At 68.7% G+C, this 18,975-nt stretch carries 17 protein-coding genes; 8 read left to right on the forward strand and 9 right to left on the reverse strand.

Translation table 11 applies throughout. From position 1 onward, the window contains the following. Positions 1-389 precede the first annotated feature (389 nt). Positions 390-1,043, reverse strand: coding sequence for an alpha/beta fold hydrolase (locus tag ACIHAO_RS22130; protein WP_396560592.1), 654 nt, complete (start codon positions 1,041-1,043; stop codon positions 390-392). 56 nt (positions 1,044-1,099) lie between these two features. Beyond that, a complete protein-coding gene (gene asnB / locus ACIHAO_RS22135; RefSeq protein ID WP_396560594.1) occupies positions 1,100-3,034 on the reverse strand; it encodes an asparagine synthase (glutamine-hydrolyzing) in 1,935 nt (644 codons plus the stop codon). A gap of 192 nt (positions 3,035-3,226) precedes the next feature. On the opposite strand from asnB, the gene ACIHAO_RS22140 reads away from it, so the two are divergent. Beyond that, entirely contained in the window at positions 3,227-4,165 is a 939-nt protein-coding gene (locus tag ACIHAO_RS22140) for a cytochrome c oxidase subunit II (protein ID WP_199749040.1), read from the forward strand. Positions 4,166-4,205: 40 nt separating this feature from the next. Next, complete coding sequence (locus tag ACIHAO_RS22145; RefSeq protein ID WP_125787918.1) at positions 4,206-4,625, forward strand: cytochrome c oxidase subunit 4; 420 nt, start codon at positions 4,206-4,208, stop codon at positions 4,623-4,625. A 69-nt stretch (positions 4,626-4,694) separates the two neighbouring features. On the opposite strand, the gene ACIHAO_RS22150 is transcribed toward ACIHAO_RS22145, so the two are convergent. After that, a complete protein-coding gene (locus ACIHAO_RS22150) occupies positions 4,695-5,579 on the reverse strand; it encodes a DMT family transporter (protein ID WP_396560596.1) in 885 nt (294 codons plus the stop codon). A gap of 82 nt (positions 5,580-5,661) precedes the next feature. On the opposite strand from ACIHAO_RS22150, the gene ACIHAO_RS22155 reads away from it, so the two are divergent. Continuing rightward, entirely contained in the window at positions 5,662-6,624 is a 963-nt protein-coding gene (locus ACIHAO_RS22155) for a GlxA family transcriptional regulator (protein ID WP_125787916.1), read from the forward strand. On the opposite strand, the gene ACIHAO_RS22160 is transcribed toward ACIHAO_RS22155, so the two are convergent. Continuing rightward, positions 6,621-7,010, reverse strand: coding sequence for a cupin domain-containing protein (locus ACIHAO_RS22160; RefSeq protein WP_396560599.1), 390 nt, complete (start codon positions 7,008-7,010; stop codon positions 6,621-6,623). The two genes, ACIHAO_RS22155 and ACIHAO_RS22160, sit on opposite strands and share 4 nt — an antisense overlap. Positions 7,011-7,062: 52 nt before the next feature. Here ACIHAO_RS22160 and ACIHAO_RS22165 point away from each other — a divergent pair, with 52 nt between their 5' ends. After that, on the forward strand, positions 7,063-8,028 hold the full coding sequence (locus tag ACIHAO_RS22165) for a helix-turn-helix domain-containing protein (protein WP_396560601.1): 966 nt from the start codon (positions 7,063-7,065) through the stop codon (positions 8,026-8,028). Between the two features lie 297 nt (positions 8,029-8,325). Here ACIHAO_RS22165 and trpD read toward each other — a convergent pair whose 3' ends face one another. The 3 genes from trpD to ACIHAO_RS22180 form a co-directional block, all read right to left on the reverse strand. After that, positions 8,326-9,357 (reverse strand): anthranilate phosphoribosyltransferase, encoded by a 1,032-nt coding sequence (gene trpD / locus ACIHAO_RS22170; RefSeq protein ID WP_396560603.1) that lies wholly within the window; start codon positions 9,355-9,357, stop codon positions 8,326-8,328. 4 nt (positions 9,358-9,361) lie between these two features. Beyond that, the gene (locus tag ACIHAO_RS22175) at positions 9,362-9,772 is read right to left on the reverse strand and encodes a hypothetical protein (RefSeq protein WP_016336048.1); all 411 of its coding nucleotides are present in this window, start codon (positions 9,770-9,772) and stop codon (positions 9,362-9,364) included. A 61-nt stretch (positions 9,773-9,833) separates the two neighbouring features. Next, positions 9,834-10,250: a hypothetical protein gene (locus ACIHAO_RS22180; protein ID WP_396560605.1), complete on the reverse strand. Its 417-nt coding sequence runs from the start codon at positions 10,248-10,250 to the stop codon at positions 9,834-9,836. Between the two features lie 95 nt (positions 10,251-10,345). On the opposite strand from ACIHAO_RS22180, the gene ACIHAO_RS22185 reads away from it, so the two are divergent. The 4 genes from ACIHAO_RS22185 to ACIHAO_RS22200 are packed head-to-tail and all read left to right on the forward strand — an operon-like array spanning position 10,346 to position 14,637. Beyond that, positions 10,346-10,969 (forward strand): heme-copper oxidase subunit III, encoded by a 624-nt coding sequence (locus ACIHAO_RS22185; RefSeq protein WP_125787912.1) that lies wholly within the window; start codon positions 10,346-10,348, stop codon positions 10,967-10,969. 55 nt (positions 10,970-11,024) lie between these two features. Continuing rightward, entirely contained in the window at positions 11,025-11,843 is an 819-nt protein-coding gene (locus ACIHAO_RS22190) for a c-type cytochrome (protein WP_125787911.1), read from the forward strand. Next, on the forward strand, positions 11,840-12,973 hold the full coding sequence (locus tag ACIHAO_RS22195; RefSeq protein WP_396560608.1) for a ubiquinol-cytochrome c reductase iron-sulfur subunit: 1,134 nt from the start codon (positions 11,840-11,842) through the stop codon (positions 12,971-12,973). Before ACIHAO_RS22190 ends, ACIHAO_RS22195 begins: the two co-directional genes overlap by 4 nt. Next, positions 12,970-14,637: a cytochrome bc complex cytochrome b subunit gene (locus ACIHAO_RS22200; RefSeq protein ID WP_125794857.1), complete on the forward strand. Its 1,668-nt coding sequence runs from the start codon at positions 12,970-12,972 to the stop codon at positions 14,635-14,637. Before ACIHAO_RS22195 ends, ACIHAO_RS22200 begins: the two co-directional genes overlap by 4 nt. A 72-nt stretch (positions 14,638-14,709) precedes the next feature. On the opposite strand, the gene ACIHAO_RS22205 is transcribed toward ACIHAO_RS22200, so the two are convergent. Together ACIHAO_RS22205 and ACIHAO_RS22210 are read right to left on the reverse strand one after the other, a co-directional pair. Continuing rightward, complete coding sequence (locus tag ACIHAO_RS22205; protein WP_396560610.1) at positions 14,710-15,102, reverse strand: hypothetical protein; 393 nt, start codon at positions 15,100-15,102, stop codon at positions 14,710-14,712. Continuing rightward, positions 15,099-18,971 (reverse strand): nucleic acid/nucleotide deaminase domain-containing protein, encoded by a 3,873-nt coding sequence (locus ACIHAO_RS22210; RefSeq protein ID WP_396560612.1) that lies wholly within the window; start codon positions 18,969-18,971, stop codon positions 15,099-15,101. The genes ACIHAO_RS22205 and ACIHAO_RS22210 overlap by 4 nt, the downstream gene beginning before the upstream one ends. Positions 18,972-18,975: the final 4 nt, after the last annotated feature.

The raw sequence follows: 18,975 nt of genomic DNA on the forward strand, positions 1-18,975 counted from the left end.
GGTTGCGCATTGGTGTGGGGGTCGCGGGAATTGGCTCGCGGCTGTGGGTCCGGCCGTGTCGCGAAAGCCACTTTCGGGACCTCAGGCGTCGCGAAAGTGGCTTTCGCGACGCATCTCGACCGTGGGTTTCAGCGACGGCACCTGTGGTGGCGAAGACGCCGTCTTCGCTACCACGCCCCTGCCCCGACGTTGCGAAAGCCACTTTCGCAACGTTGAACGTTGCCAAAGTGGCTTTCGCAACCTGCCACCTTTGCCCTACCCGTCAATAACCCCTTCGCTGCATCGGGGTGTCGTGAGCGTGCCGGGTTCCGGCGCACGTGTGTCCGGAGCCGGATCTCGTGTGTTCAGGCCGGATCACGTGAGTTCGGGCTGACAGGCGGGCGGGGTCTTCACGCGCGTGCGGTGAGAATTCCGGCGATTTCCGCGGGCCGCGAAATGTGCGGGCAGTGCCCGGCGTCGATCTCGATCGCGGTCACGCCGAGCCGGTCCCGGGCGGCCCGGCGCAGCCAATCCGGGCGAAGCGTGCGGTCCCGGGAGGGGACGATCACCGTCGACGGGATCTCCGGCGCGGGTCCGGCGGGATGCGTCGCGAGAACCGCGGGACTGAACAGCCGCAGGCTCTCCAGCGCCCGCCGTTCGGTCTCGGGATCGCAGTCGTGGAAGAGGAACTCGGACGCCTTCGCGGGGTCGGCCGTCGGGTCCACGCCGATCCAGTCCGGTTCGAGCACGGCCATGGCCTCGTCCCGCAGGGTCTTCCCGCCGGCGAAATCGGGGATGTAGGCGGCGATCCACACCATCGCCCGCGCGTCGAGCGCTTCGGCGATCGCGGGAAGCAGTACGCCGGATCCGGAATGGGCCACGACGACCGGCCGTCCGCCGTCGTACTGCTCCCGCGCGTGCTGCGCGTAGCCCTCGATCGGCAGCTCCGCCGGGGTCAAGAGGTCCACGGCGATCGCGCGATGCCTGGCGGCGGTGAGCAACTTGGCCACCCGGTCCCAGCCCGACGGGCCCTGCGTCGTGCCGTGCACGAGGACGAAGTCCATCCCTTCATGCTGGCCTCCACCGCGTGAAGGGTGAAGGCCAGCGAAGGGAGTCGTGACTAGAGCTTCACCGGGTAGACGGGTTCCGGCACCTCGGGCTTGATGCGGTTCTCCACGAAGATGCCGTGCCACAGCATGAACATCAGCAGCGCCCAGAGCTGGCGGCTGCGGTCGTGCTGGCCTTCTTTGTGCTCGTCGAGCAGTGCCAGTGCGGCCTTCTTGTCGATCAGCGCGTCGGTCCGGGAGTCGGAGATGATGCCCTTGGCCCAGTCGTACATCTCGTCGCGCAGCCACAGCCGGATCGGCACCGGGAAGCCGAGCTTGCGCCGGTTGAGCACGTGCCCGGGAATGATCTTCGCCAGTGCCTGGCGCAGCGCGTACTTGCTGGTCCCGTGCGTGAGCTTCTGGTCGACGGGGATGGTCGCGGCGACCTTGAACACCTCGGGGTCGAGGAACGGCACGCGCAGTTCCAGCGAGTTCGCCATGGTCACCTTGTCGGCCTTGACCAGGATGTCGCCGCGCAGCCAGGTGAACAGGTCGACGTGCTGCATCCGCGCGACCGGGTCCCAGCCTTCGGAAACGCGGTACCAGGGAGCGGTGACGTCCTTGAACCCGACGCCCTCCTGGTAGGTGCGCAGCACGGCACGGAGCTGCTCGTCGCGGAAGTTGCGGGCGTTGCCGTAGTAGCGGTCCTCCAGCGACAGCGCGCCCCGCCGCAGCAGGTCCTTCCCGCGGGTGCCCTCCGGGATCTTCGTGGAGACCTTCCCGAGGATCTTGCGCACCCCGCCGGGGATCTTCTCGAACGGCGCCAGCGAGATCGGCTCGTTGTAGACGGTGTAGCCGCCGAAGAGCTCGTCGGCGCCTTCACCGGACAGCACGGCCTTGACGTGCTTACGTGCTTCGCGGGCGATGAACCACAGCGGTACGAGCGCCGGGTCGGCCACCGGATCGTCCAGGTACCAGACGATCAGCGGCATCGCCTCCATCATCTCTTCGGCCGACACCACCCGGACCACGTGCTTCACCCCGATCGCGGCGGCCGTCTCGGCGGCGACGTCGACCTCGGAGTAGCCCTGGCGGTCGAAGCCGCTGGTGAACGCGATGAGGTTCGGGTTGTGCTCCTTCGCCAGCGTCGCGGTCGCGGTCGAGTCGATACCGCCGGAGAGGAACGCGCCGACCGTGACGTCCGGGTCGGAGATCATGTGCTTGCTGACCGAGTCGCGCATCACGTCGGCGATCCGCTCGTACAGCGCGTCCGCCTCCGCCTGGCCGTTGACCGGTTTCGCGGTGAACTGCGGGTGGAAGTAGCGGGTGAATTCGACGTCGCCGCCCGGCACCAGCCGGAACGAGGTGCCGGACTCGACGCGGCGGATCCCGGTGTGCAGCGTCTCGGGCTCCGGCACGTACTGCAGCACCAGATAGTGCTGCAGGGCCGTCTTGTCCAGCTTCTCCTCAACGCCGAGCACGCTCGAAAGCTCCAGCAGGCTCTTCTTCTCACTCGAGAAGGCGACCTTGCCGGGGCCGGCGGAGTAGAACAGCGGCTTGATGCCGAACGGGTCGCGCGCGCCGAAGACGACCTTCTCCTGGGAGTCCCAGATCATGAAGGCGAACATGCCGCGCAGCTTCTTCACCGCGTCGTCGCCGAGGTAGTGGTACGCCGCGACGATCGCCTCGCCGTCACCCTCTGTGGCGAATTTCGCACCGTGTTCGGCGGCCAGCTCGTCGCGCAGCTCTTTGTAGTTGTAGATCTCGCCGTTGAAGTTCAGCGTGTAGCGCTCGGGAGCCTCCGGCGGGCCCCAGATCAGCGGCTGGTGGGCGTGGTCGACGTCGATGAAGGCCAGCCGGTTGAAGCCGTAGACCACCTCGGCGTCGGCCCAGGTGTCGTGCTCGTCGGGGCCGCGGTGCCGCTGGCAGCGCATGGCCGCGTCGACGGCGTCACGGGCGCTCGCAGCGTCGGCTTCGGTCGAACAGATCAGTCCAAGCAGGCCGCACACGTCTAGTTCACACACCTCTTGTTGGCCGAGCGGGGAGAAGGGCCCAGTATGCCGGTGGGCGTGTACCCCCGGATGTGGTGGGGGATACGCGTGTTGGGGTCACCCCTTGGTCAGCGCGGCCCCGTAACTCGGCTAGGCTCCGCGTGAACAAGAAGATCGGTCGAGGAGGCTCTGGTGAAAGGGCAAGGCGCAGTGGGAAATCCAGAGCGCATCCCGGTTAAGCGGGCTGGTCGCGTCGCAGCGCTGGCCGCGCTGGTGATGCTGACCGCGACGGGCTGTTCCGGGGACGAGATCCTCCGCTTCGGCTGGCCTGTCGGGGTGACCCCGCAGGCGCACGACATGCGCACCCTGTGGACGTGGACGGTCGTCGCCGCGCTGGTCGTCGGTGTCATCGTCTGGGCGCTGATCTTCTGGACCGCGATCTTCCACCGCAAGAAGAAGACCGCCGACGGTGCGGAAGAGGAACTGCCCCGCCAGTTCCAGTACAACATCCCGCTGGAGATCTTCACGGTCGTCGTCCCGACGATCATGGTCTGCGTGCTGTTCTTCTTCACCGCGACCACCGAGAACCGCGTGCTCGCCGAGACGGACAACCCGGACGTCACGGTCGACATCGTCGCGTTCCAGTGGAACTGGGAGTTCAAGTACAAGAGCGACTCCAAGAACCACGACGACCCCGAGATCACCACGGTCGGCAGCTCGACCGAGATCCCGTTGCTCGTCCTGCCGACGAACAAGACGATCCAGTACAACCTGCGGTCGGCCGACGTCATCCACTCCTTCTGGGTGCCGGAGTTCCACTTCAAGCGGGACGTCATGCCGGATCCGGAGAAGAACAACCAGGACTTCACCTTCCAGAACTCGATCGACAAGGAAGGTTCGTTCGTCGGCCGCTGCGCGGAACTGTGCGGCACCTACCACTCGGGGATGAACTTCGAGGTCAGGGCGCTGTCGCCGGACAAGTACGCGCAGTACATCCAGCTCCGCGGCACGGTGAACCCGAAGAGCGGCAAGCCGAACACGGCTTCCGAGGCGCTGACGGCGATGAACTGCGGCGACCTGTGCTCGCCCTACGCCGTCACCACCACCCCGTTCAACACCGACCGCACCGCGCGGGTCGCGTCCAACTGACCCGGCTGTTCGAGCCCGAAACAGGAGTGAGGCAACGTCCATGAAGGTCGAAGGACGGATTTTCTTCCTCGTCGCGGTCTTCTCCGTCGTCGTGGCGGGTATCTACGCGTACATGACCGGAACGATGACCCGGGACGGCGTCGAGCCGGTCGGTGTGGTGGCCCTGATCCTCACCGGTGGCCTGGCCTTCCTGGCCGGGAGCTACCTGCAGTTCGTGGCGCGGCGCATCGAGCCGCGTCCGGAGGACCGGGAAGACGCCGAGATCAGTGACGGTGCCGGCGAGCTGGGCTTCTTCAGCCCCGGCAGCTACTGGCCGATCGGTCTCGCGGCGGCCGCCGCGCTGACCGGTGTCGCGCTCGCGTTCTTCCACATCTGGCTGCTCATCATCGCGCTGGGCCTGGTGATCGTCGCCATCGGCGGGCTGGTGTTCGAGTACCACACCGGTCCGAACCACGAGTGACGTTCTGACGCCGAAGCGGCGCCCCGCTCCCCTTGGTGGGAGCAGGGCGCCGTTTTCGCGTTCAGAGGACTAAACGCGGGCGGGGAGCGGTGCTTCGGGCTTGACCGGTCGCTTCGGCGCCAGCGCCGCCGCCAGGACGGCCAGCATCCCCGCGATCTCCGGCCACGTCGGCCGGTGCCCGTAGGCGAGGACGTCCACCACCACCGCGACCACGGGATAGACGTAGGACAGCAGAGCCACCGTCGTGGTCGGCAGCTTGCCGATGCTCGCGTACATCAGGACGTACATCAGCGCGGTGTGCACGGTTCCGAGCAGGACCAGCCACAGCAGCCCCGAGGTGTCCGTGGGCAGCGGCGTGACGAGCAGCGCGGGGGCGAGCACGATCGTCCCGGTCGCCAGTTGGACGGCCGCCAGGACGTGCGGGCGCAGGTGCTTGAGCTGTTTCGCGATGAACGAGGCACCGGCGTAGAGCGCGGCGGCGCCGAGGGCGAGCGCGATCCCCGCCAGTCGTACCGGTTCGCCGTCGGCACCGTGCGCCGACAGTGAGATGAGCGCCACCCCGCCGAACGCGATCAGCGCTCGGACCAGCTGGCTCTTCGCCATCTTCTCGCCGAGGAACGCGGCGGCGAGACCGACCAGCATCAGCGGCTGCGTGTGGTAGACGACGGTGCTGACCGAAATCGACGACAGCGCGTACGAGGCGAACAACAGCACCCAGTTCCCGACCAGGAACAGCCCGCCGAGGACGGCGAGCAGCAGGTCGCGGCGGCTGAGCGTCCACGGGCGGAGCCATCCCCTGGCGGCGCTCCACACCAGGAGCAGCAAGCCGCCGACGAGGCTCCTCGCGAACGCCACGGCGGGCGCGTCTGCGCCGCTTTCGAGGACGACGGCGCCGATCGTGCCGGAGAGTGCCATCGCGGCGGTCCACTGCAACACGGGGTTGTTCTTGTTCATGGCGACCACTTTCGGCCGTGGGGCCGCTTTCAACCAGTGTCAGAGATGACATCGACCGCAAAACTTGTGACACACTGCGCGGATGGATGTGAAGAAGGTCGCGGTGGTGCTCGCCGACCAGGTCTCACCGTTCGAACTCGGCGTCGCGTGTGAGGTCTTCGGCACCGATCGCAGCGCGGACGGCATCGAGGGCTGGGATTTCGCGGTCTGCTCGCCCGGTGGCGAGAACGTCCTGAGCTGGTCCGGATTCGGGCTCGATGGCTTGGAGAGCCTGGACTTCGCGGCGTCGGCCGACCTGCTGATCGTGCCGACCTGCGCCCCGCGCAGCGCGAGCCCGCCGGAACCGGTGCTCGAAGTCCTCCGCGACGCGGCGAGCCGGGGCGCCTGGGTCGCGGGCTTCTGCGCGGGCGTCTTCTCGCTCGGGTACGCGGGACTTCTCGACGGGCGCAACTGCACCGTCCATTGGGTCTACGAGCAGGAATTCCGGTCGCGCTTCCCGACCGCGAAGGTCGACCCGAAGGCGTTGTACGTCGACGACGGTGGAGTCCTCACCAGCGCGGGAACCGTCGCCGCCGTCGACCTGTGCCTGCATCTGGTGCGGGAACTGCGCGGCGTCGCCGCGGCCACCACGCTGGCGCGGCGGATGGTCGCGGCGCCGCACCGGGTCGGCGGGCAGGCGCAGTTCGTGCAGGCGCCGGTGCCCGAGACCGCCGCGCCGGACGACACCGTGCTCGCCGAAGCGCTCGAATGGATCGAGCGGCGGCTGGACCGGCCGTTCACCGTCGCGGAACTCGCCCGGCGCAGCGGTTTGGGGGAGCGCACGTTCCTGCGCCGGTTCTCGGCGGCCACCGGTACGACGCCGCACCGGTGGCTCACCGAACGCCGCCTCGATCGGGCGCAGTCGCTGCTCGAGGAAGGTCGTCTGTCCATTGAGGACATCGCGGTCGCCTGCGGATACGCTTCCGCCGCGGCACTGCGGCATCAGTTCGGCAAGCTGCGCGGGACCAGCCCGAGCGCTTACCGCCGGACGTTTTCCGCGGGCTAGATTTCCTGCCCCACGGTGACATGGACATGGTCGGGGACCTCTTCGTGCCGGTCGCCGACGGTGAGCGTTCCGGTCGGTTCGAACAGCAACAGCGACGCACCGTCCACTGAGGACGGTTTGTGGAAAGTGCCGCGCGGGACGACGAACACGGAGCCGCGGGGGAGCGTGACGACCCGCTCGCCCGTGTTTTCGCGCAGCGCGATGTCCAAGGTGCCGTCGAGGACGAGGAAGAACTCGTCGGTGTTCTCGTGAACGTGCCAGACGTGCTCGCCGGCGACCTTGGCGAGGCGGACGTCGTAGTCGTTGACGTGCGCGACGATCCGCGGGCTCCAGATCTCGTCGAAGCCGGCCAGCGCGGTGTCCAGATCGATCGGTTGCTTGCTCATGATCCGATCCTGGCCGCTGGACCACCGGAGCGGTGAGTGCTAGGAATCGCATATGTCGCATGATTTCTCGCACGAGGTCGCCGTCCTGGTGGACGAGGGGTCCAACCCCTTCGAAATGGGGGTCGCGACCGAGCTCTTCGGCCTGCGGCGGCCGGAACTGGATCGCCCCTGGTACGGCCTCACACTGTGCGCCGCCGAGCCGTCCGTGCGCATGCACCTGGGGATGTTCACCCTCACCGGCATCGCCGGACTCGAAGCCGTGGAGACCGCCGACACCGTGATCGTGCCGAACCGGCCCGATCCGGAAGGTCCGGTCCGGGAGCCGGTGCTGACGGCCATCCGCGACGCGGCCGCGCGGGGAGCCCGGCTGGTGAGCTTCTGCACCGGCGCCTTCACCCTCGCGCGGGCGGGCGTGCTGGACGGACGGCGCGCGACGACCCACTGGAAGTGGGCGGGACTCTTCCGCGAGCTGTATCCCGAAGTCCTGCTGGAGCCGGACGTCCTCTTCGTCGACGACGGCGACATCCTGACCGCGGCGGGCAGCGCGGCCGCGCTCGATCTGGGCCTGCACCTGATCAGCCGCGACCACGGCGCCGAGATAGCCAACGCGGTGAGCAGGCGGCTGGTGTTCGCCGGGCACCGCGACGGTGGCCAGCGACAGTTCGTCGAACGCCCGCTGCCGCCGGTGCCGGACACCTCGCTGGCGCCGATACTCGCCTGGGCGCGCGAACGGCTGGACCACCCACTGACCGTCGCCGACCTCGCCGCGCGGGCGGCGGCCAGCCAGGCGACGCTGCACCGGCGGTTCCGCGCCGAACTGGGGACCACGCCGCTGGCGTGGCTCACCACCGAACGGATCGCGCTGGCGTGCCGGCTGATCGAGCGCGGTGAGCAGCGGCTGGATCGGGTGGCGCGGGCGTCAGGCTTCGGTACCGCTGCGAACCTGCGTACGCAGCTTCGGCGGGCTACGGGACTGACGCCTACGGCTTACCGGGCGCGGTTCAGTACCGCTTCGTAGTCGGTCGCCTGTGCAATGAAAGGCCCCTTCATTGCGAAATTTGCAATGAAGGGGCCTTTCATTGCACGTCGTGAGTGGGACGCGATGGGCCTCTTCGCCGACCACGGACTCCCTGGAGCAATAGAACTCCCGTGCCATGAAAGGTCCTTTACTTGCAAAATTTGCAAGTAAAGGACCTTTCATGGCACGGGAGGAGGGGCGGAGGTGCTCGGCGGGGGACCGATGTCATGAAAGGGTCGTTCAGGACAAAAAACGTCCTGAACGACCCTTTCATGACACTTACGCGAGAGAGAGCTGTCAGGCGAAGGCGATCCACCGGTTCAGCAGGTCGGCCGCCGCACCCGAATCGACGGCCGAGGCCGCCCGGGCGAGCCCGGCGGCCAGGTCGTCTTCCAGCGAGCCCGAGAACCCGGTGAAAGCCGCCAGCGCGGCCGCCGAGTTGAGCAGCACCGCGTCCCGTACCGGCCCGGTCTTCCCGGCCATCACCTGCCGGAACACCTCGGCGTTGTGCGCCGCGTCGCCGCCGCGCAGGTCTTCCGCGGTCGCGCGGGCGATGCCCAGCGACGCGGGGTCGAAGCTCCGCTCGGTGATCTCGCCGCCGGAGACCACCCACACCGAACTCGTGGTCGTGGTGGTGATCTCGTCCAGCCCGTCGTCGCCGCGCACGAGCAGCACGGTCATCCCGCGCCGCGCGAACACCTCGGCGAGCACGCGGGTCTTGTCCGCGTACGCGCAGCCGATCAGCGAACTGCGCGGTTGCGCGGGGTTGGTGAGCGGGCCCAGCAGGTTGAACGTCGTCGGCACGCCGAGTTCACCGCGCGTCGGGCCGGCGTGGCGCAGGGCGGGGTGGAACTTCGGCGCGAAGCAGAAGCCGATGCCCAGTTCGTTCACGCTGCGCTGGACGGTCTCGGGCGGCAAGTCGATGGTGACGCCCAGTTCCTCCAGCACGTCGGCCGCGCCGGACTTCGACGAGGCGCTCCGGTTGCCGTGCTTGGCCACCGGGGCGCCGGCCGCGGCCGTCACCACCGTGGCCATGGTGGAGATGTTGACCGAATTGGACCGGTCGCCGCCGGTGCCGACGATGTCCACCGACGGCCTGTCGATCGTCACCCGTTTGGCGTGCGCCAGCATGGCGTCGGCCATGCCGGAGATCTCCGCCGGTGTTTCACCCTTCGCGCGCAGCGCGACGGCGAACCCGGCGATCTGGGAGGGCGTCGCCGCCCCGCTCATGATCTGGTCCATCGCCCACGCGGTGTCCTCCTCGGACAGATCCGCGCGCGCGATGAGCTGGTTGAGCAGGGACGGCCAGCTCTTGGCGGCCGCGCTCATCGGCTCAGCCGTGCACGGCCGGCACCCGGCGGGCGCGCAGCACGTCGGCGACGGTCTCGGCGGCCGTCAGCGGGTCGAGCGGGTGGACGAGCACCGCGTCGGCCTGCGACCAGGTCGCGAGCCAGCGGTCGTCCTTGCGCCGGACCGAAACCACGATCGGGGGGCAATCCTCGATCTCGTTCTTCAGCTGGCGGGTCAGCCCGATGCCGCCCGTCGGCTGCGCCTCGCCGTCGAGGATGGCCAGGTCCACGTTGCCCGCGTCCATCTCGACGAGGACCTCGGAGATGCCGGAGGCCTCGGTGTAGTCCACCCGGCCGAGGTCGGCGGCGGGCCTGCGGCCGACGGCGTTGATGATCGCCTCGCGCACCTCCGCCTTGTGGCTGAACACCAGGATCCGCATCGCCTGCTCGCCCATGAGCGCGCCTCCGCCTCGTCTAGTCATGTCGACCCCGCGATGTTATCCGCCATGACCGACATCACGTGGACGCACCCGACGGCTGGAGCGCGTCCCAGCCCAGCGAATCGCCGCCGAGCCGCTGCGCGAGGCCCGCCATCCGTGACCGTTCCTGCGCGCAGTGCAGCGCGTCGAGGGTCTGGACGCGCACCGCGTGCGTCAGGGTGAAACCGCCGTCGGGGCCCTGTTCTCGCAGCTCCCAGCCGTCCTGGGCGAGGATCGATGTCGCCTCCGCCACCTTTTCGGGCGGCAGTTTCAAGTGGTGGCGCAGGATCGCGGGCGCTTCGGCGACCCAAGCGGGTGATCTCGCCAGCACCGAAGAATCCGCCTCGGCCGGGTCGAAAGCCTCCGCGACGATCTCCACGCCGGGCGTGTCGACGGTCAGACCTGGGAGCTTCGGCTTCTTGACCAGGTCACGAAGCCGATCTAGTAAACCCATGAGTAGCCCTGTTCCCACTTTCGTTCAGATGTGACCCGACACGCACGCGACTTGCCGTGGACCCACCCGGCGGGCCCCGTGCGTGAGAGGACATAATGCGACGCGTGACAACGGCAGCTCCCACCATCAGCCAGCGGGTCCACTCGCTGAACCGGCCGAACATGGTCAGTGTCGGCACCATCGTGTGGCTGTCCAGCGAACTGATGTTCTTCGCCGGACTGTTCGCCATGTTCTTCACCGTGAAGGCGCAGAACGCGTCCGGCCAGTGGCCGCCGCCGCTGCACGGTGAGCCCTTCCACCTGAACATCGCGCTGGCGATCCCGTTCACCGTGATCCTCGTGGCGTCGTCGTTCACCTGCCAGTTCGGTGTGTTCGCCGCCGAAAAGGGTGATGTGTTCGGCCTCCGCCGCTGGTACATCATCACGTTGATCATGGGCGCGATCTTCGTCGGCGGCCAGGGTTACGAATACATCAACCTGATCCACGAGGGGCTGACGATCCCGTCCGGCGCGTACGGCACGGTCTTCTACCTCGCGACCGGGTTCCACGGCCTGCACGTCATCGGCGGGCTCATCGCGTTCGTGTACTTGCTCATCCGCACCAAGCTGAGCAAGTTCACCCCGGCTCAGGCCACCTCGGCGATCGTCGTGTCGTACTACTGGCACTTCGTCGACATCGTGTGGGTGGGCCTGTTCGCGGTGATCTACATCCTTCCGTGAACGAAGCCGCCACCACGACCTATCGGCCTGAACTGACAGCAAGGGTTGCCGCAAGATGACCTCCAGCAAGAACAACACGGAGCGCCGCTTCCGCAAGCGGTCGAAGGCACGCAGGCGGTTCGCCGGCGCGCTGGCGCTCGGGATCGCGCTGCTGAGCGTGGGCGGGTTGTACGCCGTTTTCGCCCCGGAGCCGCAGACCGCGCAGGCGCAGGGCGAATCCGCCCTCCTGCGCGAGGGCGAGAAGCTCTACAACAACACGTGTATCGAATGTCACGGGCCGAAGCTCGAAGGTGTCACCGACCGTGGCCCGAGCCTCATCGGCATCGGCGACGCGGCCGTGTACTTCCAGACCTCCACCGGCCGTATGCCGGCGGTCCGCCAGGAAGCCCAGGCGCAGCGGAAGCCGCCGAAGCTGTCCGAGGCCGAGATCAACGCCCTGGGCGCCTACATCCAGGCCAACGGCGGTGGCGCGCAGCGCCCCACCGAGAAGGGTGACGCGCTGCGCGGCGAGGACGTCGCGCGCGGCAGCGAACTCTTCCGCCTCAACTGCGCCTCCTGTCACGGCTTCACCGGCCGCGGCGGCGCGCTCTCCTCGGGCAAGTTCGCCCCGAACCTGGACCCGGCCACGGAAGAGCAGATCTACACCGCGATGCTCACCGGGCCGCAGAACATGCCCAAGTTCTCCGACCGGCAGCTGTCGCCGGAGGAGAAGAAGGACATCATCGCGTTCGTGAAATCCGTTAGTGACGGGAAGAACTCCCCTGGCGGTAGCTCGCTCGGCGGTCTTGGCCCGGCCTCGGAGGGCGCGATCGCGTGGATCGTCGGGATCGCCGCGCTGATCGGCGTGACGTTGTGGATTGGATCGAAGGCATGAGCGCCGAAGGGCCGAAGCCGCCGACAGAGGCGGAATTGGCGGACATGGATCGCGACCAGCTGGTCAAGCTGGGTACCGCGCTCGACGGGGTCGAGATCATCGAATACCCGACGCCCTGGCCGGTCGAGGGGACGAAGGCGGAGAAGCGCGCCGAGCGCGCTGTCGCCCTCTGGTTCGTGCTGGCCGCGCTGTCCGGCCTCGCGTTCGTGGTCCTCCTCGCGTGGCCGCACTGGTTCGAGTACAAGGAGCCGGGCAAGACCGGCTACACCATGTACACGCTGTACACGCCGCTGCTCGGGGTCACGCTCGGCGTCGCCGTGCTCGCCATCGGTGTCGGCGCCGTCCTCTACACCAAGAAGTTCATCCCGGCCGAGGTCTCGGTCCAGGAGCGCGGGGACGGCGGGTCGAAAGAGGTCGACAAGGCCACCATCCTCGCCCAGCTGGCCGACTCGGGCAGCCGCAGCACCATCGCGCGCCGTTCGATGATCAAGCGGTCCGCGGGTGCCGGTGCCGGTGTGCTAGGCCTCGCCGTCGCGGCGCTGCCGATCGCGTCCTTCATCAAGGACCCGTGGAAGGACACCGAGAACCGCGACTCCCTGTGGCACTCGGGCTGGAAGAAGAACTTCCCGGACGAGGTCGTCTACCTGCGCCGCAACACCGGCCGTCCGCACGAGATCTCCCTGGTCAAGGCCGAGGACCTCGACGCGGGCGCGATGGAGACGGTGTTCCCGTACCGCAAGTCCGAAGAGCACGACGAGCACGCGCTGTCGGCCGCCTTCAAACGCGTCGACAACCCGGTCATGCTGATCCGCCTCCGCCCGACCGACGCCGCCAAGGTCGTCAAGCGTCAGGGCCAGGAGGACTACAACTTCGGCGACTACTACGCGTACACGAAGATCTGCAGCCACGTGGGCTGCCCGACCTCCCTGTACGAGCAGCGGACCAACCGCATCCTCTGCCCCTGCCACCAGTCCCAGTTCGACGCGCTCCACTACGCCAAGCCGATTTTCGGGCCGGCGACCCGGCCGTTGGCCCAGCTTCCGATTACAGTGGACTCTGAGGGCTACCTGATCGCGCGCGGAGACTTCAACGAGGCCGTCGGACCGGCCTTTTGGGAGCGTAAGTCATGAGTTCACTCACCACCCCGACGAAGGGGACGAACCCGGTCGAGAAGGCCGCGGGCGCTGGTGCGAAGTGGGCCGACGACCGGTATCACCTGGCCAAGGGCATGCGGCACCAGCTCAACAAGGTGTTCCCGACGCACTGGTCGTTCCTGCTCGGCGAGATCGCGCTCTACAGCTTCATCATCCTGTTGCTGTCGGGTGTCTATCTCACGCTGTTCTTCGACCCCTCCATGGAGGAGGTCGTCTACAACGGCAGCTACACCGGCCTGCAGGGCGTCGAGATGTCGCGGGCCTTCGCGACCACGCTGGACATCTCGTTCGACGTCCGCGGCGGTCTGTTCGTCCGCCAGCTGCACCACTGGGCCGCGCTGATCTTCGTGGCTTCGATGATGGTGCACATGTTCCGGATCTTCTTCACCGGCGCGTTCCGCCGCCCGCGTGAGGCGAACTGGGTCATCGGTGCGCTGCTGCTGGTCCTGGGCATGTTCGAAGGCTTCTTCGGCTACTCGCTCCCGGACGACCTGCTCTCCGGTACCGGTATCCGCGCGACCCTGTCGGGCATCGTGCTCTCGGTGCCGGTCATGGGCACCTGGATCCACTGGGCGCTGTTCGGCGGGGAATTCCCCGGCAACGAGATCATCCCGCGCCTGTACACGATCCACATCCTGCTGCTGCCGGGCATCATGCTCGGCCTGGTGGCCGCGCACCTCGCGCTGGTCTGGTACCAGAAGCACACGCAGTTCCCCGGCGTGCGCCGCAAGGAGACCAACGTCGTCGGCGTCCGCATCATGCCGGTCTTCGCGCTCAAGGGCGGTGCGTTCTTCGCACTGGTCACCGGCGTCATCGCGCTGATGTCGGGCCTCTTCCAGATCAACCCGATCTGGAACATCGGCCCGTACAACGCGGCGCAGGTCTCGGCGGGTTCGCAGCCGGACTGGTACATGGCCTGGGCGGACGGCATGCTGCGGATCTGGCCCGCGTGGGAGCTCTACCTCGGGAACTACACGGTCCCGGCGGTGTTCTTCCCCGGCGCGGTCGGGATGCCACTGCTGATCGGCCTGCTGGTGATGTACCCCTGGATCGAGCGAAAGCTGTCCAAGGACACCGCTCACCACAACCTGCTGCAGCGTCCTCGCGACGTCCCGGTGCGAACCTCGCTGGGCATCATGGCCCTGACGTTCTTCGCGGTCATCATGCTGTCGGGCTTCAACGACATCATCGCGTTCGCCTTCGACATCTCGCTGAACGCGACGACGTGGGCGGGCCGGATCGGTGTCCTGCTGCTGCCGCCGATCGCGTACTACATCACCTACCGGATCTGCCTCGGCCTCCAGCGGGCCGACCGCGAGGTGCTCGAGCACGGTGTCGAAACCGGCATCATCAAGCGCCTGCCGCACGGTGAGTTCATCGAGATCCACCAGCCGCTCGGCCCGGTGGACGACCACGGCCACGCGATCCCGCTCGAGTACCAGGGCGCGTCGGTGCCGAAGAAGATGAACAAGCTCGGCTCGGCGGGGCACGCCGTCGCCGGTTCGACCTGGTCCCCGGACCCGGTCGAGGAGACGATCGCGCTGGAGCGCGCCCGGTCCAACGGGCACGGCAACGGCAAGGTCGACGACATCGGTGGCGAGCCTTCGGAGGAGCGCAAGGAGATCACCTCCGGGCACTAGCTCGTCGGATACGTGTGAAGGCCCCCTTCCCTCGGCTCAGCCGAGGGAAGGGGGCCTTCACACGTTGAAGCGTCAGCCGGTGACCTTGAGCTCCAGGGGACGCATGTCGTCGTCGCTCGGGACGACGGTCAGGCCTGCGGCGGTGAGGACGGCGGTGAGCGCCGTCCGCATCGCCGCGTGGACGGCGATCTGCTGCCGCACCCGAGGATTCTCCTTGTCGCCGGCCACCAGGAACCGAAAGGCCTCATCACGCCAAGGCCTTGCCACCACCCAGTCGACCCAGACCCCGCAGGCACCCTCGAAGACGTCCACCTCGATCACGGCGCCTCCGGCGTCCCGGTGATCGTCCGGATCAGGCTCGACGATCACCGGGAATCCCGCCGCCCGCAGCACGGCTTCGGTCCGGTCGCCCAGAGCGAGCAGCCGTTCCTGTTCGGCGGGATGGACGCGGCGGAGCGAAGTCATCCGCCTGCTCCACTGCCCACCAAGACGCGCTGTTCCGCTTCGGCGGCCGTCGCCGAACCGGGGAAGAGGCCGCGCCTCTTGTAGGACTTCTTGATCATGTCGATCAGGCTCCCCTTGTAGATCTTGTCGATCTCGGGATCACCGGTCCACGGTACCGAGAAGGACGTTTTGAGGTCGGGCGCCATCTTGCTGACCCAGTCCCGTTTGCAGTCGGGGCACGGTTCGCGTTCGCTGTAGAGGCCCTTGATGTTCTTGGGGTCGAAACCCTGCTCGATGACCTGCTCGACGATGTGCTGCTCGGAGTGGCGGCCGGCGTCGTTGCTGTTGCCCGCCACGTAGCCGTCGGGGAGCTTCCCGTGCGGGTCCTTGTAGCCGGGGAGATAGGCGACGGCGACGTTCCGGCTCGTTCCGTAGCCGTTTCCGATCCGGTAGTCGAGCGCGATGCTCGGCAACGTTCCCCCGTTGTCACCGTGATCCACGAGCCCACAGGTGAAATCGGGGATGTCCGCGGCTTTCGCGGTGGCCGGTACCTGGCTGATCCGGTTGCACCATTTGCGGATGGCGTTGAAGAGCGGTTTGACCTTGTCCGCGACCTTGCGGAAGATCGCGGACTTGTTCAGGAACTTGGAAATGTTCTGGATGATCTTCACGACCGCCGAAGCCACCTTGGGCAGCTTCAGGAAGACGACGACGATCGACGCGACGTTGACCACGGTCCAGATGCAGGCTTCGATGTTGCCTTCACCGAAGCACCGCTCCGCGTCGCGCCAGCCGATCACCTCGAGCAGGACTTCGGCCCCGATCTCCACCAGGAACGACGTCACACTGCCGCCGTTCTTGGACTGCTCCGCGGCCTGGCGGTACTCGTCCAGCAGCATCCGCCCGAATTCGGTCGTCGAGAGCATGGCGATTTCTTCTTGGGACAGATCGGGCAGCCCGGCGCCCGTCTCCTCTGCCGCGCGGCGTCTCGCTTCCTCTTCCTCCTTGCGTTGCTGGTCCTCCGCGCGGTCGGCGGCTTGCTGGGCTTCGGTCGCGCTCTGCCGTGCCCGTTCCGCGGCGGCGGCCGCGTTGCGCGCGTGTTCTTCGGCCCGGTCGGCCGCCGCCCTGGCTTCCGCCGCCGAGGCTTCGGCTGCGGTCGCCGCGTCCCTGGCGAGTTGAGCGTCCCGTTCGGCACGCGACGCCGAGTCCCTCGCCGCCTGTGCATCACGTTCGGCCGCGGCGGCGTTCCGGCCGGCGATGGCGGCGTCGGCGTTGGCCTCGTTGGCCGCCGCACGCGCGGTTTGCGCGTCGGCGCGGGCGGCCGCGTCCGACGCGTTCGCCCGCTCGCCCGCGGCGCGAGCCAGCGCGCCTTCGGCCGCGGCCGCGGCTGCCGCTTCCTGCGCTTCGGCCGCCGAGTTCGCCGCTGCGGCGGCTGATGCCGCTGCCCGCGCAGCCGCTTCGAACGCGGGTTTCACCTCTTTCTGCGCCCGAGCAGCGGCTTCGGCGGCCCGATCTGCCGCCAGCCTCGCTTCGGTGGCCCGGTCGCGGGCCGCTTGCGCCTGCTCGGCTCCGACCGCCCTGGCCTGGTTGGCGACCAGGATGGCGAAATCGGCGTCGAGGTCCGAACCCGCGTACGGCGCGACGACGGTGATCGCCCGGTTGGCCGGATCGGTGATCGCGCTCGACGACGACCGCGCGGCGGTGGACGCCCGCAGGGCGATATCCGCTTGCGTGGCCGCGGAGACCGACTCGGTGAACGCCGCGTCGGCCTCGGCGCGGGTACGCTCCGCCGCCATCAGCGAACGCATCGCCTCGCCGGCCGCTTGTTCCGCGAGCTGAACCGCGTTCCGTGCCGCCTCGGCCGCCTTGGTCTCCTCGGCGGTCGCCTCGGCCGCCTTCACGTTGGCTTGGGTGGCGTGGTGATGGGTCTCCGCCGCCGAGGACTCGGCCCGGTTCGCCGCGTGGTTGGCCGCGGAGGCGGCGGCACGGGCTTCCTGAGCCGCGGCGCGGGCCCGTGCCGCCGCTCGGGTCGCTTCGCCCGCCGCTTGCCTCGCGACCACGGCGGCGCCGGTCGCCCGGTTGGCGGCGTCGCGGGCCGCGGTGGCCGCGGCGGTCGCGTTGTTGGCCTCGTTCCGCGCCGCACTGGCGGCGTTCTTCGCGTCGGTCTCCGCCGCGGTGCCCCGTGCGGCGGCTTCGGCCGCGTTCAGCGCTTCCGCCTTCGCCTGCGCGGTCTGCTTCAGCCGTTCCGCGGTGAAGGCGGCGTCGCGAGCGGCTTTCGCCTTCCCTTCTTCGCCCACCGCCCGCTGTTCGGCTTCCCCTGCGAGCCGTTCCTGTTCCTGCGCGCGGAGGTTGGAGTCGTTGGCGATGCCGGCTTGACGCTGGGCTTCGCCGCGGTGACGACGTGCTTCCGCGGCCGCTTGGTCGGCACGCTGACGGGCGGCGGCCGCGTTGGCCCGCTCGGCCTCGGCGACCCTGCGGGCGCTCTTCGCCCTGTCCCGCTGCCGTTCCGCTTCTTCGCGATGCGCGCGGGTGCGTTCGGCCGAGGCCCTGGCGGCGTTGGCCGCGGCTTCGGCCGCTTCGCGAGCCTGCTTGGCCCGGACGGCCGCGTCCTTGGCCGCCACCGCCTGCACTCGTGCCGCTTCCGCCACCTGTGCGGCAGCGACCGCGTGCTCTTCGGCGTGCAGACCCCATTGGCGAGCCTGCTCGGCGTGTTTCTCGGCGCGTTCCTGGGCGTTGCGTGCCTGGTCGGTGGCTTCGGTGGCGTCGATCGCGTGCTGTGCGGTCTCCGAGGCGTGGACCGCCGCCTGCCCGGCCGCGCTCATGCCTCTCGCCATGTCGGCCCACTGAGTCCCGTAGGGGAGTCCGACGGCGACGAGTTCGGCGGCCTGGACGCCGGCCTGCTCGGCCGCGCGCACGCCATCGGCCGCGGCGTCGCGGGCGTTGCCGACCTGACGGGCGGCCTCGGCCTTGACCAAGGTGAAGGAGTCGGGAGGGTGGTTGCCCGCCGCGTCGTTCGCGTCCAGGATCTGCTTGGCCTTGCGGGCTTCGTTCCCCGCGAGCACCATCGCATTCGCGATCCGCTGGAGCGCGCGCAGCGCGTCCCCGTGCGCCACCATCAGGTTCCGCCGCGCGGTCATCGCCCGCGCGGCCCGCTTGGCGAGGTCGCTCAGCTGCTCGGCGGCCCGTGCCGCGGCCTCCTGATCACGGATCTGCTTTTCCCGCTCTTCGGCGTCACGTTTCGCCGCGGCGAGGTATCCGGTGTTCAGGAACTCCGCGATCGCCGCGTCACCCGCGTCGAGCGCGGCCTGTGCCGCCGTCTTCACATGGTGCCCGGCGACGCCGAGCAGTGCCGTGACCCTGGCGCGCAGCTGCTCGGCACGTGCCTGGCCGCCCGCCGCGATCTGTGCGTCGCGCTCCCTCGCGATCTCCTTGCCGTAGGCGAGGAACTGCTCGCGGTCGGTATCGCTTCCCGCGAGGACTCGGTGGACCTCGGCGTTGAAGATCGGCCCGCCGGTACCCGCCATCGCCTGGATGGTGACCCGGTTCTGGCGCGCGGTCTCGGCTTCCCGCGCCGCGGCCCTCGCCTTGGCGGCGTCGAGGCCGGTTTCGAGGAATTCGTGCAACGCGGCTTCGGTGCCCGCGTCGAGCGCCGCGCGCGCGGCCTCACGTACTTCGGGCTCCTCGGCCAGCTCGGCGTGATCGGCGATGATCTGTCGGACGACGGGACTGCCCACCAGGGCGGGTACGCCCGATCGGCCGTCCCAGCTGCGGTACGGGTCTTCCGGCAGGGGACGGGCCGGGGACGTCGGTGGTGGCGTGGTCGGTGGTGGATCGTCGGCCGCGACCGCGGGCGCCGGGTGAATCAGCCCGGCGAGTACGGCGGTGGCCAAGAAG

The organism is Amycolatopsis sp. NPDC052450, from assembly GCF_044547565.1.
In the GTDB taxonomy this organism is placed as follows: Bacteria; Actinomycetota; Actinomycetes; order Mycobacteriales; family Pseudonocardiaceae; genus Amycolatopsis.